Origin of the sequence: Pseudarthrobacter sp. CCNWLW207, assembly GCF_037203945.1 — a bacterium.
In the GTDB taxonomy this organism is placed as follows: Bacteria; Actinomycetota; Actinomycetes; order Actinomycetales; family Micrococcaceae; genus Arthrobacter.
Genome location: NZ_JBBCBS010000006.1, coordinates 213,895 through 229,686, shown reverse-complemented (window position 1 = coordinate 229,686; position 15,792 = coordinate 213,895). Strand labels below are relative to the sequence as shown.

Here is a 15,792-nt window from a genome sequence, read left to right as displayed (position 1 = left end):
ATCACTTTCCTCCCGTGCGGAGCTGTTCAAGCCGTTCGGACAAGAAGCTCCATGTTTTCCAGAATTCGTCCAGTTCTTTTTCGCCCTGTGTGTTGAGCGTGTACACCTTGCGCGGCGGCCCTTTCTCGGAGGGCCGCTTCTCGACGTCCACCAGGCCCTTTTGCTCGATCCTGACCAGCAGCGCGTACACGGTCCCCTCGGCGATTTCGGTGAACCCCTGCGCCCGGAGCAGCGTGGTGATTTCGTACCCGTAGGCCGGGCTCCCGGTCAGGAGGGCAAGAACAATGCCCTCCAGTGTCCCCTTGAGCATCTCCGTCATTTGCTTACCCACCGGACACCTTCTCATCCACTACTCAGTGTTACTAGCTACTAGTACATAGTAGCGCTAAGTAGCCGAAGTGCAAGGCCTCAAAATGATCCGTCTGGAGGTGCTGTGGGGCCGGCGTTAAGAACGCGTTAAGATCCCGGGTTCCGCCGCTGGGCGCCCTTGGCCCGGTGCTACGCTCCGTTGGTTATTCACGCCGATCCCGCCTGCGCGGGTAGAGAAAGTAACCCGTTGACTGCACCCACCCGCTTCTGCATCCCCGCCAGTGTTCCGAATCCGGAGCGGGACGGCGACCCTGGAAACCGGCTGACCAGGTGGCTGCTGGAACATACAGTCCACCAGCCGGTAGGCCCCGAAGCCGCGGAGGACCACGCACCGGCCCACAGTTGGTGGAAGGTCATGTGCCTCACGGGAGTGGATTACTTTTCGACCCTCTCCTACTTGCCTGGCATCGCCGCCCTCGCCGCCGGGGCGCTCTCCCCGCTTGCCACCCTGCTCATTGTTGGCCTGACACTGCTGGGCATGCTGCCGATGTACCGGCGGGTCGCGCATGAAAGCCCTCACGGTCAGGGATCGGTGGCGATGCTGGAGAAGCTGCTGCCGTTCTGGCGGGGAAAGATTTTTGTCCTCATCCTGCTCGGCTTCGTTGCCACGTCTTGGATCATCACCATCACCCTCTCCGCCGCCGACGCCACCGTCCACATGCTGGAGAACCCTTACTTGCCGCCTTTTTTGGACGGCCAGGCCGTCCTGATCACCGTGGCGCTCCTGCTGATCCTGGGCGGAGTGTTCCTTCTTGGCTTCTCTGAAGCGGTTGCAGTCGCCATCCCCTTGGTGGCCATCTTCCTGCTGCTCAACGCCGTGATTATCGGCGTGGGAATGTTCGACGCCGTCACGCAGCCAGGTGCGCTGTCCGCCTGGACCGCCGCGCTCACCTCCTCCGGTATGGGCTTCGGGGACATCGCCGGTCCCGCCCTACTCGCCTTCCCCCTGCTGGTCCTGGGCCTCTCCGGCTTCGAGACCGGCGTCAGCATGATGCCCTTGGTCGCGGCCGATGGCGCCACCGCGGAGGAACGCCTTGCCGCCCGCGTCCGGAACACGCGCAAGCTCCTCACCACGGCCGCCCTGATCATGAGCGTCTACCTCCTGGGCAGCAGCTTCGTGACCACGGTGCTGATCCCCGCCGACGCCTTCGAGGCCGGCGGTGAAGCCAACGGCCGCGCCCTTGCCTATCTGGCCCACGAGCTGCTGGGCAACGGTTTCGGTTCCGTCTACGACGTCAGCAGCATCCTGATCCTGTGGTTCGCCGGCGCCTCCGCCATGGCCGGTCTGATCAACATCGTTCCCCGCTACCTGCCGTCCTACGGCATGGCCCCAGACTGGTCGCGGGCCGTGCGGCCGGTGGTCCTAGTCTACACCGCCATTAGCATCCTGATCACCATAGGGTTCAAGGCCGACGTCAATGCCCAGGCCGGCGCGTATGCCACCGGGATCCTGGCCATGATGGTTTCCGGGGCGGTAGCCGTCAGCATCTCCGCGGCGCGCAGCAAAAGGCGGAGCGCCGCCGTCGGGTTCTCTGTCCTGACCCTGATACTGCTGTACGCACTGGCCGCCAACGTGATCGCCAAACCGGACGGCCTGGCGATCTCCGGGCTGTTCATCGTGGGCATCATTGTGGTCTCGCTGGTGTCCCGGGTCAGCCGCACCACCGAACTCAGGGTTCATAAAATCGAGTTCGACGACGACGCCCGCCGCTTTATCACCGACACGATTGACTACGACGGGCGGATCAACCTGATCGCCAACCGCCCGCAGGCCCGCGATGCAGCGGAATACAGCGCGAAGGAAGCCCAGCAGCGTGAGAACAATCCCGTGCCTGGAACGGCTGATGTGATCTTCCTGGAAATCGACGTCACCGATCCCTCGGGCTTCAGTGATGTGCTGGAGGTGCGTGGAATCGAGGTGGACGGACACCGCGTCCTTCGCGCCGAGAGCCCTGCCGCTCCCAACGCCATCGCCGCCATCCTGCTGGCCCTCCGCGACGCCACGGGAGTCCGGCCACACGCTTATTTTGAGTGGGCGGAAGGCAACCCCCTGGCACACCTGATGCGCTACCTGCTGCTGGGCCGCGGTGACACGGCCCCCGTGGTCCGGGAGATCATCAGGGAAAATGAACCCGACCCGAGTCGCCGTCCTGGCATCCATGTGGGCTAGGACATGTCCCTGAGCAGGTTCCGGAACGGCGCGCCGGCGCCACCCCGGAACGGCGCTGCAGTGCCGGGCCTGAGGGGCGGACGAATCCCCGAACCGCGGAGCGATAACCCCATACGCCGAGCCCTCCTGCACCCGGTGCGTTCGGTCCCGCTGGCGTTCCTGGCCGTCATCGGACTGGGTGCGGCTCTGCTGATGCTTCCGATGGCCCGGACCGGCAGCGACCTGGTAAGCGACCCCCTGATGGCCGCCCTGTTCACGTCTGTGTCGGCTGTCTGCGTAACAGGGCTTATCACTGTGGACACGGCAACGTACTGGACGCCGTTCGGGCAGGCTGTGATCATGTTCCTGATCCAGGTGGGCGGCTTCGGCATCATGACCCTGGCGACGCTGCTGGCACTGTTGGTCCGTAAGAGCATAGGCCTGCGCGGGCAACTGGTGGCGCAGTCCGAAACGCACACCCTGAACCTGGGCGATGTCAGGCACGTGCTGCTGCGGGTGGCCAGGCTCATGGTCAGCATCGAGGCGGTCACAGCCGTTATTCTGACGGTCCGATTTTGGCTGGCCTATGACCAGAATCCCCTGACGGCACTGTGGCACGGTTCCTTCCATGCGGTGTCGGCCTTCAACAATGCCGGCTTCGCGCTCTACAGCGACAACCTCGTTGGCTTCGCCGAAGACCCCCTGATCATCGTCCCCGTCTGCCTGGCCATCATTGCCGGCGGCCTGGGGTTTCCGGTAATCATCCAACTGCTCCGGGGCGACGTGAAACCCCGGAATTGGAGCATTCACCTGCGCCTGACCATCTACGGCACCCTAGTGCTACTCGCCGGCGGCATCGCCTTGTTCGGAGCCTTCGAATGGAAGCGAAACGAGACCCTGGGCGGCCTGTCACTGACGGGCAAGCTGTTGGGTTCACTGGCCGGCGGCGTCTTCCCCCGCACTGCCGGCTTCAACAGCATCGACTACGGTGCCGCGGCTCCTGAGACACTGATGGTTACCAACATCCTGATGTTCATCGGTGGCGGCAGCGCCGGTACCGCCGGCGGCATCAAGATCACCACGTTCCTGGTGCTGGCGTTCTCCATCTGGAACGAGGTGCGCGGCAGGGATGAGGTGACCATCGCCCACCGTTCCATCAGCGCCTCGTCGCAGCGCCAAGCTCTGTCCGTGGCGCTGCTGGGGGTCGCCGCGGTGGTGGGCGGCACCCTGGCGCTGCTGATGCTGACGGACTACAGCCTGGAGAAGGTACTTTTCGAATCCATCTCCGCGTTCGCCACCGTGGGGATGAGCACCGGTATCACGTACAACCTCCCGCCGTCGGCCGAGTGGGTCCTCATGGCGCTGATGTTCCTCGGCAGGATCGGCACCGTGACAGTAGCGTCCGCGCTGGCCCTCTCCTCCCGGCCGAGGCTCTATAGCCTGCCGGAAGAGCGCCCCGTCATCGGTTAGTCCCCAGCCCTTTCCAGTTGCGGGCGCTAACCGATGGGAATAGGTTGTGGAGATGTCCACTACGCCGGAGCGCGACCTCCTCCTTGAACTCCAGGACCTGATAATCGGCACAGATTCAATAGCCGAGTTCCTGGGAGGCTTCGCTGCTATCGCCGCCGACGTGATCAGCCGGAACGCCGGTGAAACCGTGGAATGTGGCGTGACTCTGAAACGCGTCAAGCACACCAGGACCGTTGGCGGAAGCAGCCCCAAGGCCATCCACCTGGACAAAATCGAGCAGCAGGTAGGTGAGGGACCCTGCATCACAGCCCTCCAGACCCAAAGGCCCACCCTCCTGGGCGATGTCCGCACCGACCCGCGCTGGCCGCGCTACCAGAAAGCGCTGTATGACGAGGGCATCCTCAGCGCACTGGGCGTGCCGCTGGAGATCGGCGAAGACTCTTCCGCCGCCCTGAATTTTTTCGCTACTTCCACCAGCGTGTTCTCTGACGACATCATCAAGGAAGCCGCCGGCTTCGCCGACCTTGCCGGGAGCGCCGTCCGCCTCGCCTTGAAAGTGGGCACCGCCCAGGGCGCCGCCGATGACCTCAGCGCAGCGATGCAGAAGCGGACAGCCATCAACCTGGCCTGCGGGATCATCATGGGCCAGAACCGCTGCACCCAGGCCGAAGCCATGACCATCCTGACCAACGTCTCCAGCCACCGGAACCAGAAGCTCCGGGACGTGGCCGAGGAAATGGTCATCAAGATCTCCGGCGACAAGCCCAGCACCCACTTCGACGCGTAAAATGACCGCATGACACCGCAGGAGCTGGCCAATCTGGCCCACCTGCGCCGCGCCCGCGACCTGATCGATCGCGAATATGCGCGGCCCCTCGACGTGCCAACCATGGCTGCCGGCGCCCTGATGTCGCCGGCGCACTTCTCGCGCCAGTTCAAGGCTGCCTATGGCGAGACGCCCTACAACTACCTCATGACACGGCGGATCGAACGCGCCATGGCCCTGCTGCGGGCCGGCATCAGCGTGACCGACGCCTGTATGGAGGTGGGCTGTACATCGCTGGGTTCGTTCAGCTCCCGCTTCACAGAGGTCGTGGGCATCACCCCCAGCGAGTACCGCTCCAGGGAACACCACGCAGTGAAGGCCATGCCCAACTGCATCGCCAAACAACACACGCGGCCGGACCGCAAGGCGTCGGCAGCAAGCAAGAAAGCAGGCAGTGGAGTGGCACGGGAAACACTGAGCAGGATTGAAGAAGCGCCCGCGCCACAGCTGCAATAGCGTGTGAAACATGAACATTTCATTGAAATACGCACACGTAACCGTCAACGATCTCGACGAGTCCCTCGCGTTCTACCGCGACGCGCTTGGCTTTGAAGTGCGGAACGACGTCGGCTCGGACGGACAGCGCTGGGTCACCCTTGGAAGTGCCGCCCAGCCCGACCTTGAGCTCGTTCTTTCGCCTCCCCACGCAGGCCGCTCCCAGGCAGACGGAGACGCCATCCAGGAGCTCCTCACCAAGGGCGTCATGCCCATGCTGGTGTTCAACACGGACGATCTCGATGCGACGTTCGAAAGGCTCCGCGCGTCAGGGGCCGAGGTCCTGCAGGAACCGAAGGCCCAGCCGTGGGGCCCGCGTGACTGCGCGTTCCGGGACCCCTCCGGCAATATGATCCGCATCAACCAAGGCTGACACTGGCGGAACACGGCCCGGATCCCATTGCGGGACCCGGGCCGCTCCGTGCCGGGGTTAATCAAATATGAGTACTAACTACTCGTGTGCCCCGGTTGTGAGCCCCCTAGGCTCGGGATTGGCTGCAGTAGCGACGGCCCTTCTCACTTGATGGGGGCGATCACGTGAACGATGGTCAAACACATGCCGGCAGGGGCTCGGACGAACTTGAGCTGCCGACCCACTGGCGCTGGGACGGCACGGATCTCCTTTACGATCTGGTGGCACCCACGGAGGCCGCGTCACTGGACGTGCTCGCTGGCCTAGGGGCCGCGGCCCTGACCAGGGCCGCCGACGCGGTCCTTGACTGTGCGGTGACCCTCCGGGCACCGAAGCGGAAACCGGTCACGGCCGGCGCGCCTGACGCAGCCGTGGCGCTCACCAGGTGGGACCAGGAACATTCGCACGGCCCGGCGTCGGAATCGCTGGACGGCAGCGTTGCCATCCTCCTCAACGCCGAATCCCGGGACCCGCGGTGGCCCCACTACCGCCAACGGCTGCAGGCGGCTGGCTACTTGAGCGCTATGAGCCTTCCCTTGAAGGTGAATCACGGCTATGCGGGCGCATTGTCTTTCTTCGCGGCCGAGCCCAACATCTTCACCACTGAGCTCATGTCGCAGGCTTTTGCCTTCCGGGATGTTGGATCGAGGAGCCTGCGCCTGGCGACGCAGGTGCGGCGGGCGTCCGAATTCACAGACCAGCTGCGCTCGGCCCTGATCAGCCGCACGACGATAGACATCGCCTGCGGCGTGATCATGGGGCAGAACAGATGCTCCTACGACGAAGCCTTCCACATCCTAGCCAGGGCCTCAAGCCACCGGAACGTGAAGCTGCGCCTCCTCGCGGAATCAATCCTGGAAGGCTACGGCGGCGCCCCCGAACCCCACTTCGACAGCTGATGCTTGACGCCTATTGCAATAGGAAATAGCTCACAAAAACTTTGCTTAATTGGCACAGCTGGGTACTCTTCCTTCTTAGGTAAGCCTAACCTTGGCTTCCACGAGGCGAGGTGCACTGGCGAATGACCGCGAACTATCTGTTTGGCCTGCGCGAAGGCCTTGAGGCGACCCTCATCATCGTCCTGCTGATGGCCTACCTGTCCAAGAGTGGCCGGTCGCATCTGCTCCCCAAGCTGTGGGCCGGCGTGGGAGTTGCCGAGGGCTTCGAGGCCCTCCTCAGTTTCGGCCCCCGCGGACTGACGTTCGAAACGCAGGAGGCCATCGGCGGTAGCCTGTCCATCCGCCGTCATCCTGGTACGGGACGCTGCTCAAGGGCACCTTGAACTTCTCCCCCGACACTACCTGGCTGCTGTACGTCCCGCCGGTGATGTTTTTCATCCTCCGCACCGATCACCGCGCGCATGACCCGGTGGATGAGCCCCAGAGCCCGCCGACTTTCGCGTCAAAATCCTAGCCTTCCCCTTCCACACCACCGCATCCCCAAAGGAATATCCCCATGCCTCAGTTCGCCAACCGGCATTTCCGTTACATGCTGGCCGCAGCTATCCTTCCGCTGGCACTGGCCGCTTGCACGAACAACAGCGCTCCGGCCGCCACCGGCCCCATCAAGGTTTCCAGCACCAATGACGTTTGCTCGCTGTCCACCGCGAGCGCCAAGAGCGGCAACATCACGTTCGCCATCCAGAACGATGGCGACCAGGTCACCGAGTTCTACCTCCTCGCCGAAGACGGCCTGCGCATCATCGGCGAGGTGGAGAACATCGGACCGGGTCTGACCCGCAACCTGGTGGCCACTGCACCCGCCGGCAAGTACATAACTGCGTGCAAGCCGGGCATGCAGGGCGAGGGCATCCGCTCCGCCTTCGAGATCACCGAATCCGGGGACACGCCCGCAGTGGACACCAGCATCAAGGCCCTCACGGACACTGGGACGGCCCAGTACATGGCGTACGTCAAGGACCAGGCCGAGCAGCTCCTGGCCGGCACCAAGGAGTTCGCCGCAGCCTACGCCGCCGGCGATGCCGCCAAGGCCCGGGACCTCTACGCCGCCACCCGGATGCATTGGGAGCGGATCGAACCCATTGCGGAATCCTTCGGCGACCTCGACCCGAAGCTGGATGCCCGAGAGGCAGACCTTGCGCCGGGCGAGGAATGGACTGGCTGGCACCGCGCCGAAAAGGACCTCTTCCCGCCTGCCGGATTCGCTGCGCTGAGTGCAACCGAACGCGAAAGGCTCTCCGCCCAACTGGTCGCCGACACCGAGGATCTGGTCAGCCGTACCCGCAACGTTGAACTCACCCCCGACAAGTTGGGCAACGGCGCCAAGGAACTGCTGGACGAAGTTGCTACCGGCAAGGTCACCGGTGAAGAGGAAATTTGGTCGCACACGGACCTCTGGGACTTCCAGGCCAACGTGGACGGCGCCCGGATCGCCTTTGAGAACCTCAAACCCGTCCTGGAGCAGAAAGACCCGGCACTCGCCACGTCGCTGGAGGCGAAGTTCGCCGCTCTCCAGGCCGAACTCACGCAGCACGCCCGCGGCGAAGGCTTCATGTACTACGACGAGCTAACCCCGGAGCAGGTACAGAAGCTCGCCGCCCTGGTGGACGCCCTCGGTGAGCCGCTGTCCAACCTGACCGCCGCCGTCGTTCTGTGAGCGGCTGCCCGTACGGCGGGGGCCAGGCGGGAAGAGACGCTGCCGGACCGGACGCACTCGGTGCAGACACTTCCGCCGCCGAATCGGCCAAAAGTGAGGCGCCGGCGACGCGCATGTCGCGCAGGGGCCTCCTGGCACTGGCCAGCGTAGGCGGTGCAGGAGCCATTGCAGGCGTGGCCGCAGGCCTGCTCAGCCATGACGCTTTGGCTCCCGCTACAGCTCCGACCCCGGCCGAAGCAGACGTTGTGCCGTTCCACGGAAGCATCCAGGCCGGCATCACCACACCGGCTCAGGACCGCCTGCATATGGCTGCCTTCGACGTCACCACGGACGACCGCGGCGCCGTGATCCGGCTCTTGAGAGACTGGACGGCGGCCGCCGAGGCCATGAGCCAAGGCCGCCAAACTGGCACCACCGGCGCGGCGGACGGCCCCTACGACGCGCCGCCGGAGGACACTGGCGAAGCCTTAGGCCTCAGCGCTGCAAAGCTCACTGTGACCTTCGGGTTCGGCGCTGGCCTGTTCGAAAAGGACGGCAAAGTCCGCTTCGGGTTGGAAGGCCGCCGCCCCGAAGCCCTGATCGACCTGCCACATTTCCCCGGCGATGACCTGCAACCGAACCGCAGCGGCGGCGATATCGTCGTTCAGGCCTGCGCGGACGATCCGCAGGTGGCCGTCCACGCCATCCGCAACCTCGCCCGCATCGGCTTCGGCACGGTCCGGGTGCGCTGGTCCCAGCTCGGCTTTGGCCGCACCTCCTCGACGTCCCGGAGCCAGCAGACCCCACGCAACCTTTTCGGATTCAAGGACGGCACCAACAACATCAAAGCCGAAGATACAGCCCTGCTGAACGAACACGTGTGGGCGGGTGCAGGCTCCCGTCCAGAGGAAGCATGGATGCAGGGCGGCAGCTACCTGGTGGCCCGCCGGATCCGTATGCACATCGAGATCTGGGACCGCACCTCGCTCCGCGAACAGGAGGGCTTGATCGGGCGGACCAAGTCCGAAGGGTCCCCGCTATCCGGAGGCAAGGAATTCAGCGCCCCTGATTTTGCCCTTAAAGGCAAGGACGGCGAACCCTTGATTGGTATGGACGCTCACGTCCGAATGGCCCACGCCGACCAGAACGACGGAGTCCGGATGCTCCGCCGAGGCTACAACTACACCGACGGCTCCGACGGGCTGGGGCACCTCGACGCCGGTTTGTTCTTCGTTGCCTTCGTCAGGGATCCCCGCACGCACTACGTCCCGATGCAGATGGCCATGGCCAAGCAGGACACCCTGGCCGTGGAATACCTCAAACACACCGGCTCGGCCCTGGCAGCGGTCCCTCCCGGCGTCCAGCCGGGAGGATACATCGGCGAAGGGCTTTTTACGTAGGCGCCCTGCATTCCGGGGACCTGCTGGTCCTGGTGGACCACGATTCGGCTGCCCGGCAGGTTCAGATCCTGGTGCTGCTTGGCGAGTTCCAGGGCTGCCTCAGCGTTCCCGGTCCATCCATACGAGGACTGAACGCGGACTTCGAACTGTCCGCATCCTCACAGCCCGAACACCGTTGCCGGCTTCCGCGGCCCGGGCCCGCATGAACGGTGCCGCCCAACACCGCTCATGCGGCCCACGGCAGCTCATGCGGGACAAGGCCGCCCTAGTGAGTACGCGCGGACGCCGCTGCCGAGAGTGCCTGCAGGCCCTTTTCGAAGTCGCCGCCCACCATCTTGTCCATGTTCATGAACAGGGCGAAGACCTTGGCCAATCCCTTGTTCTCGCCCGTCATGGTCCACTTCACGTTGGTGCCGCCGTCGACCGGGGTCAGCGTGAAGGTGGTCGGGTTCACGGCCTTGAACGGCTTGGTGAACTCGAGCCGGACCCTGACCAATCGGGGCTCCGTCGACTCCACGATTTCCATGTTTCCGCTGCCGGCCTTGCGGTTGCCGCTCCAGGAGTATTTCGCCCCGACGCCGGCAGCGTTGCCGGAATAGTGGCGTTCCAGGGCGGGGTCCACCTTCTCCCAGGGAGACCATTGGGTCCATTCGTGGAAGTTGTTGATGAGGGGGAAGATTGCCTCGGCCGGAGCCGGAATGAATGCGCTGCGGGTCACTTCATAGGTAGACATGCTGCCAGCATAGTGCGGGGCCGTCCTGCCCGGGAGTGCCCGGCCCCGGCGCCCCCGACCCGGTGGCACTTCCGGCGTCACGACGGGCTAAGGGCGCTGATTTTGCGCTCCAGCGCGGCCCTTTCCGCCGCGTTCCCGCACAGCTCCAGGGCCTGCAGCAGGGCGTGTCGGGCTTCGTCGACGCGGCGCAGCCGGGTGAGGAGCTCGCCACGGACGGACGGAAGAAGGTGCGAACCGTTGAGTTCGCCCCGCCCGGCGATCTCCTCCACCAGGGCCAGCCCGTCGGCCGGGCCGGACGCCATGGCTACCGCCACCGCCCGGTTGAGTTCAATGATGGGCGACGGCGTGAGCTGGCCGAGTGCCTCATACAGTCCAACGATCCGGGGCCAGCTAGTCTCCGCCACCGAGTGCGCAACCGCATGGCATTCGGCGATGGACGCCTGCAGGCCATAGGCACCCAGCCCGCGGCCGCCGTCGGACTTTGCCAGCGCCGCACGTCCGCGCCGGATCGCCGCCTGGTCCCATAGCCGCCGGTCCTGGTCCTCGAGGAGGACCGGCTGGCCGGACTTGTCCAGGCGGGCGGGAAAGCGGGCGGCGGTCAACTCCATCAGGGCGAGCAGCCCGAAGACCTCCGGCTGCGGATCGAGCCGCACCAGCGTGCGGGCCAGCCGCTGCGCCTCGCCGGCGAGGTCCCGCCGGATCCACGAGTCCCCGCCGGAGGCAAACGACCCCTCCGTGAAGATGAGGTAGACCACCTGCAGCACGGAACCCAGCCGTTCTGCCCGCTCCCGGGGCTCGGGCACGGCAAAGGGCACGTTGGCGGCGGCCAGGGTTTTCTTGGCGCGCGTGATGCGGGCCTGGATCGTTGCCACCGGCACCAGGAACGCTTTCGCGATGGCCTCGCTCCCCAGCCCGCCCACCACGCGCAGGGTCAGCGCGATGCGCGCCTCCTTGGACAGCACCGGGTGGCAGGAGATGAACATCAGCGCCAGGACGTCGTCGTCGATGGCTTCAGGGTCGAACAAGGCATCCGGACCGGGTTCCTCCGGGGACAGGTCCCGGGCCAGCATTGCGTATCGTTCGTCCGCTGCGGAGCGGCGCCGGAAGGCATCTATGGCACGACGGCGGCCGGTGGTCAGGAGCCAGCCCGTCGGTTCGTGGGGGACGCCGTTAACGGACCAGGAGACGAGCGCCTCGGCCAGCGCCTCCTGCGCCAGGTCTTCGGCGAGGGCGAAATCGCCAGTGAAGCGGGCGAGGGCGCCGACGATTCGTGCGGCTTCCATCCGCCACACAGCTTCGACGGCGCCCCTCGCCGCAGTGGATCCCACCGGTCAGAGCTGCCCGGTCTGCTCGCGCCAGGCGCGTTCCTTCTGGATCCATTCGTTGTCCTGCGGGAATTCGTCGATGGTGGGCACGCGCCGGATCTCGGTCTTGCTGCCTTCCGTCATCGGCGCCCGCTTGGCCCACTCGACCGCTTCCTCCTTGGAGGCGACGTCCAGGAGGTAGAAGCCGTTGAAAAGTTCCTTCGTCTCGCCGTAGGGACCGTCGGTGACTACCGGCTGCTCGCCGGTGAAGTCCACCACGACGCCTTCCTTGGGATCATCGAGGCCTTCGGCTGCCAGGAGGACGCCGGCGCGGATCAGTTCGTCGTTGAACTTGCCCATGGCGGTCAGGGCCTCGGTGAAGTCGACGTCCGTGAACTTGGCGAGGGACTCGTCGGTTGCCCGCATGATCAGCATGTACTTGGCCATTTCAATCTTCTCCTTGAGTGTGGAAGGTCGCCCTTCGACCTTCTCACCCATAGGTCGAACGGCACCACCGCAGATCGACACAACTGAAGAAAAACTTTTGGCTAGCTTCGGGTGTCCCGCCGCTGACGCTTGGGTTTCCCGTTCACGATCGTCCGGACAGCCGCATCCAGCCGGTCCAGGGTGCCTTTGGCGTCTGCCAGGGCCATAAGCTCCGCCGCTACGACCGCCAGCTTGAGGTTGCTGCGGCTGCTGTGGCCGATCAGCAGCTTGAACGCCTCCTCCGCGCCGATCCCCAGCCTGCCCATCAGCAGTCCCCGGGCCTGATCGATGACGCTGCGGGTGGCGGTGGCACGCTCCACGGCTTCGCGGGCGGCCACTTCGGTCTCCCGCTGGAGGGTGGCGGTCAGGTCCACCATCATCCCGTCGATCGTGGTGACCGTTCCTGCCGGGTCAACAGTCCCCTCGCCGGAAGTCAGGACCTGGTGAAGGCGTCCGTGGGCGTCGATGATCCGGTGATAGATGGAGAAATGGCCGCCATGGCAGCAGATCTCAGCGATGATTTCCTGGGCCCGCGGCCTGTCGTCAGGATGCTTGTGGGCGAAGATCAGCTCGATAGAGGGCACCACCTCGCCCCGCTTGTAGCCGTGCAGCTCAAACAGGCCGTCAGAAAACTCCACGGTCCCGCTGACCAGGTCAATGTGGTAGGTTCCGGCTGGGCAATTCCGCGTCCCCAAAGCACTCGAATACGTGTAGGGGCTGCTCAAATCCGACAATTGGGCACCTCCAGGCGTTCCGTAGGCCGCCTCCCCTGGGCGGGTCACCCCATTATGGCAAGGAATCCCGCATTTGAGACGTTTGTATCCCCACAGTGACGTCCCGCCGTCGAACCCTCTCCTCCCTTCGCCGGTCCGTTGCTCTATCACTTGTGGTCCCCAAAAGGCCCCCAGAAGGACCCTAAGTGATAGAGCAACGCATCCTCCTGCTGGACGCGGCACCCGGCGGCCGCCGCCTTTTAAGTGCGGGCAGGGTTGACGCAGATACCCCCTGGGGGTATATTTTCAGTGTTGTCAGTGAAGTGGTATGTCCAGGCCCGGTGCCCCGCACCCGCCATCACAGCCGTTCAACCCCAGCGCCCATTGGACCTTCGCAACGAATGGAAACTGACATGCCTGGTATTGGAAACCGCACCGAACTGCCTCAGGCCACCTCCGCCGTCGGCTGCAGCTGCTGCTCGACCGGCGCCTCGGCTCACCCCCAGCGGAACTCGGCCGACGCCGAATACTCCGTTGAGGGCCTGACCTGCGGACACTGCGTTGAGACTGTGCAGAGGGCCGCGACCGCCGTCGAAGGCGTCACCGCCGCCACCGTTGAACTGGTAGCAGGCGGGACGTCGCGCCTCCTGATTTCCGGATCGGCCGATCCCGTCGCGATCCGTGAGGCAGTTTCCACTGCCGGGTACACCATTAGCCGCTGAACCGGCCACCGCGTCCTCACCAGGGAGGAATCATGCAACACCACAGCCCCACCGCCGAACATCACCACCACGAAAACCACGCGTCCACCGGGCACAGCACCCAGGACGCCCACACCGTCCACACCTCCGGTCAGCACGCCGGCCACAGCACGGCCATGTTCAAAAACAGGTTCTGGATGGCCCTCGCCCTCTCCATCCCCGTGGTCTACTTCAGCCCCATGGTGGGCCACCTTCTGGGTTACATGCCGCCCGTGTTTCCCGGATCCGCCTGGATTCCACCAGTCCTGGGAACGGTGATCTTCCTTTACGGGGGTCAGCCGTTCCTGAAGGGCGGGCTGCGGGAACTGAAAGACCGGCGCCCTGGCATGATGCTGCTGATCGGCATGGCCATCAGCGTTGCTTTTGTTGCCTCATGGGTCACCACGCTGGGCATCGGCGGCTTCGACCTGGACTTCTGGTGGGAACTGGCCCTGCTGGTGGCCATCATGCTTCTGGGCCACTGGATTGAAATGCGTGCCCTCGGCTCCGCGCAGGGCGCACTGGACGCCCTTGCCGCGCTGCTCCCGGACGAGGCTGAACGCGTAACCCCCACCGGCACCGAGACCGTTCCCGTCTCCGAACTGAGCGAAGGCGACATCGTCCTGGTCCGCTCCGGCGCCCGGTTACCTGCTGACGGCAGGGTCCTTGAGGGGCAGGCCGAGTTCGATGAGTCCATGATCACAGGTGAGTCCAAGACAGTGCCCCGCTCGCCAGGCGACGCTGTCGTGGCCGGAACGGTGGCCACCGACAACTCCGTGCGCGTCCGCGTGACCGCCGTCGGCGACAACACCGCCCTGGCCGGCATCCAGCGGCTGGTGGCGGAGGCCCAGGCATCCTCCTCGCGCGCCCAGGCGCTCGCCGACCGGGCAGCAGCGTTCCTGTTCTACTTTGCCGCTGGAGCGGGTGTGCTCACCTTCGTTGCCTGGACCTTGCTTGGCAGCGTCCCGGAAGCCGTGGCCCGCACCGTCACGGTGCTGGTGATTGCCTGCCCGCACGCCCTCGGCCTGGCGATCCCACTGGTCATCGCGATCTCCACCGAACAGGCGGCACGGGCAGGTGTGCTGATCAAGAACCGGATGGCCCTCGAACGGATGCGCACCATCGACGTCGTCCTCTTCGACAAAACCGGAACGCTCACCACGGGTGAGCCGGAGCTCAAGGACATCGCAACGTCCGACGGCGGCAGCCGGGACGGGCTGCTTGCGCTCGCCGCCGCCGTGGAGGCGGACAGCGAACACCCGGTTGCCCGTGCCATCGTCAGGGCGGCGCGGCAGCGGAACCTGAACATCCCGCACGCCACCGGCTTCACTTCCCTGACCGGACGAGGAGTCCGCGCCAGCGTGGACGGCCGCACCATCCAGGTGGGCGGCCCGGCCCTACTGCGCGAACTGGGCCTTTCGGAACCTGACTCGGTGGCTTCCTCGACCGCGGGGTGGATGGCACGCGGGGCTGCGGTCCTGCACGTTGTCGACGGTGACCGGATCCTGGGGGCCGTCAGCCTGGAGGATGCGGTCCGAACCGAATCGCGCCAAGCCGTAGCGGCGCTGCAGGACCGGGGCATCAAGGTCGCCATGGTTACCGGCGATGCCCGGCAGGTTGCGGAGGCCGTGGCGGCCGAGCTGCACATCGACGAGGTCTTCGCCGAAGTCCTGCCGGCGGACAAGGACAAGAAAGTGGCCGAGCTGCAGGCCCGAGGGCTGAAGGTGGCCATGGTGGGCGACGGCGTCAACGACTCCCCTGCGCTGGCCCGGGCAGAAGTGGGTATCGCGATCGGGGCGGGCACCGACGTCGCCATGGAATCGGCAGGCGTTGTGCTGGCCGGCAACGATCCCCGGGCCGTGCTGTCCATGGTGGACCTCTCCCGCGCCAGCTACCGGAAGATGTGGCAGAACCTGGTCTGGGCCACCGGCTACAACATCATTTCCGTCCCGCTGGCCGCCGGCGTCCTCGCGTTCGCCGGGGTGGTGCTCTCCCCGGCGACGGCCGCTGTCCTGATGTCCGCCTCGACTATTGTGGTGGCACTGAACGCCCAACTGCTTCGTCGGATTAGGCTGAACCCGGAGCAGGTCCGTTGACGCT

At 65.3% G+C, this 15,792-nt stretch carries 15 protein-coding genes and 1 pseudogene; 11 read left to right on the top strand and 5 right to left on the bottom strand.

Annotated features, from left to right (window positions below; genetic code table 11):
* Position 1: 1 nt before the first annotated feature.
* Positions 2 to 331 (bottom strand): PadR family transcriptional regulator, encoded by a 330-nt coding sequence (locus V9L17_RS12565; RefSeq protein WP_337351665.1) that lies wholly within the window; start codon positions 329 to 331, stop codon positions 2 to 4.
* A 225-nt stretch (positions 332 to 556) separates the two neighbouring features.
* Between V9L17_RS12565 and V9L17_RS12560 the strand changes: the two genes are divergently transcribed.
* The 9 genes and pseudogenes from V9L17_RS12560 to efeB all read left to right on the top strand — a co-directional run bounded on the left by V9L17_RS12560 (position 557) and on the right by efeB (position 9,716).
* Positions 557 to 2,539: an amino acid transporter gene (locus tag V9L17_RS12560; RefSeq protein WP_337351664.1), complete on the top strand. Its 1,983-nt coding sequence runs from the start codon at positions 557 to 559 to the stop codon at positions 2,537 to 2,539.
* 3 nt (positions 2,540 to 2,542) lie between these two features.
* Entirely contained in the window at positions 2,543 to 3,988 is a 1,446-nt protein-coding gene (locus V9L17_RS12555) for a TrkH family potassium uptake protein (protein WP_337351663.1), read from the top strand.
* A gap of 52 nt (positions 3,989 to 4,040) precedes the next feature.
* Positions 4,041 to 4,775, top strand: coding sequence for a GAF and ANTAR domain-containing protein (locus V9L17_RS12550; RefSeq protein ID WP_337346140.1), 735 nt, complete (start codon positions 4,041 to 4,043; stop codon positions 4,773 to 4,775).
* Positions 4,776 to 4,784: 9 nt separating this feature from the next.
* On the top strand, positions 4,785 to 5,270 hold the full coding sequence (locus tag V9L17_RS12545) for a helix-turn-helix transcriptional regulator (RefSeq protein ID WP_337351662.1): 486 nt from the start codon (positions 4,785 to 4,787) through the stop codon (positions 5,268 to 5,270).
* A gap of 10 nt (positions 5,271 to 5,280) precedes the next feature.
* Positions 5,281 to 5,682 carry a VOC family protein gene (locus V9L17_RS12540; RefSeq protein ID WP_337346138.1) on the top strand — a complete coding sequence of 134 codons (402 nt, stop codon included), beginning with the start codon at positions 5,281 to 5,283 and terminating at the stop codon, positions 5,680 to 5,682.
* A gap of 164 nt (positions 5,683 to 5,846) precedes the next feature.
* Entirely contained in the window at positions 5,847 to 6,620 is a 774-nt protein-coding gene (locus V9L17_RS12535; protein WP_337351661.1) for an ANTAR domain-containing protein, read from the top strand.
* A gap of 122 nt (positions 6,621 to 6,742) precedes the next feature.
* A pseudogene (locus V9L17_RS12530) lies at positions 6,743 to 6,961 on the top strand (high-affinity Fe2+/Pb2+ permease); the annotation flags it as partial.
* A gap of 215 nt (positions 6,962 to 7,176) precedes the next feature.
* Positions 7,177 to 8,337, top strand: a complete 1,161-nt coding sequence (efeO, locus tag V9L17_RS12525) for an iron uptake system protein EfeO (RefSeq protein ID WP_337351660.1) — start codon at positions 7,177 to 7,179, stop codon at positions 8,335 to 8,337.
* Positions 8,334 to 9,716 carry an iron uptake transporter deferrochelatase/peroxidase subunit gene (efeB, locus tag V9L17_RS12520; protein ID WP_337351659.1) on the top strand — a complete coding sequence of 461 codons (1,383 nt, stop codon included), beginning with the start codon at positions 8,334 to 8,336 and terminating at the stop codon, positions 9,714 to 9,716. Before efeO ends, efeB begins: the two co-directional genes overlap by 4 nt.
* Positions 9,717 to 9,981: 265 nt before the next feature.
* Here the strand turns inward: efeB and V9L17_RS12515 are convergent, their stop codons facing one another.
* From V9L17_RS12515 to V9L17_RS12500, 4 genes are all read right to left on the bottom strand, one after another.
* Positions 9,982 to 10,449, bottom strand: coding sequence for an SRPBCC family protein (locus V9L17_RS12515; protein WP_337346133.1), 468 nt, complete (start codon positions 10,447 to 10,449; stop codon positions 9,982 to 9,984).
* Between the two features lie 77 nt (positions 10,450 to 10,526).
* Positions 10,527 to 11,777: an RNA polymerase sigma factor gene (locus V9L17_RS12510; RefSeq protein ID WP_337351658.1), complete on the bottom strand. Its 1,251-nt coding sequence runs from the start codon at positions 11,775 to 11,777 to the stop codon at positions 10,527 to 10,529.
* 3 nt (positions 11,778 to 11,780) lie between these two features.
* Complete coding sequence (locus V9L17_RS12505) at positions 11,781 to 12,200, bottom strand: YciI family protein (protein WP_337351657.1); 420 nt, start codon at positions 12,198 to 12,200, stop codon at positions 11,781 to 11,783.
* 101 nt (positions 12,201 to 12,301) lie between these two features.
* On the bottom strand, positions 12,302 to 12,973 hold the full coding sequence (locus V9L17_RS12500) for a PAS and ANTAR domain-containing protein (RefSeq protein WP_337351656.1): 672 nt from the start codon (positions 12,971 to 12,973) through the stop codon (positions 12,302 to 12,304).
* A 392-nt stretch (positions 12,974 to 13,365) separates the two neighbouring features.
* On the opposite strand from V9L17_RS12500, the gene V9L17_RS12495 reads away from it, so the two are divergent.
* The gene (locus tag V9L17_RS12495) at positions 13,366 to 13,674 is read left to right on the top strand and encodes a heavy-metal-associated domain-containing protein (protein WP_337346129.1); all 309 of its coding nucleotides are present in this window, start codon (positions 13,366 to 13,368) and stop codon (positions 13,672 to 13,674) included.
* Positions 13,675 to 13,706: 32 nt separating this feature from the next.
* Positions 13,707 to 15,788 carry a heavy metal translocating P-type ATPase gene (locus tag V9L17_RS12490; protein WP_337351655.1) on the top strand — a complete coding sequence of 694 codons (2,082 nt, stop codon included), beginning with the start codon at positions 13,707 to 13,709 and terminating at the stop codon, positions 15,786 to 15,788.
* Positions 15,789 to 15,792: the final 4 nt, after the last annotated feature.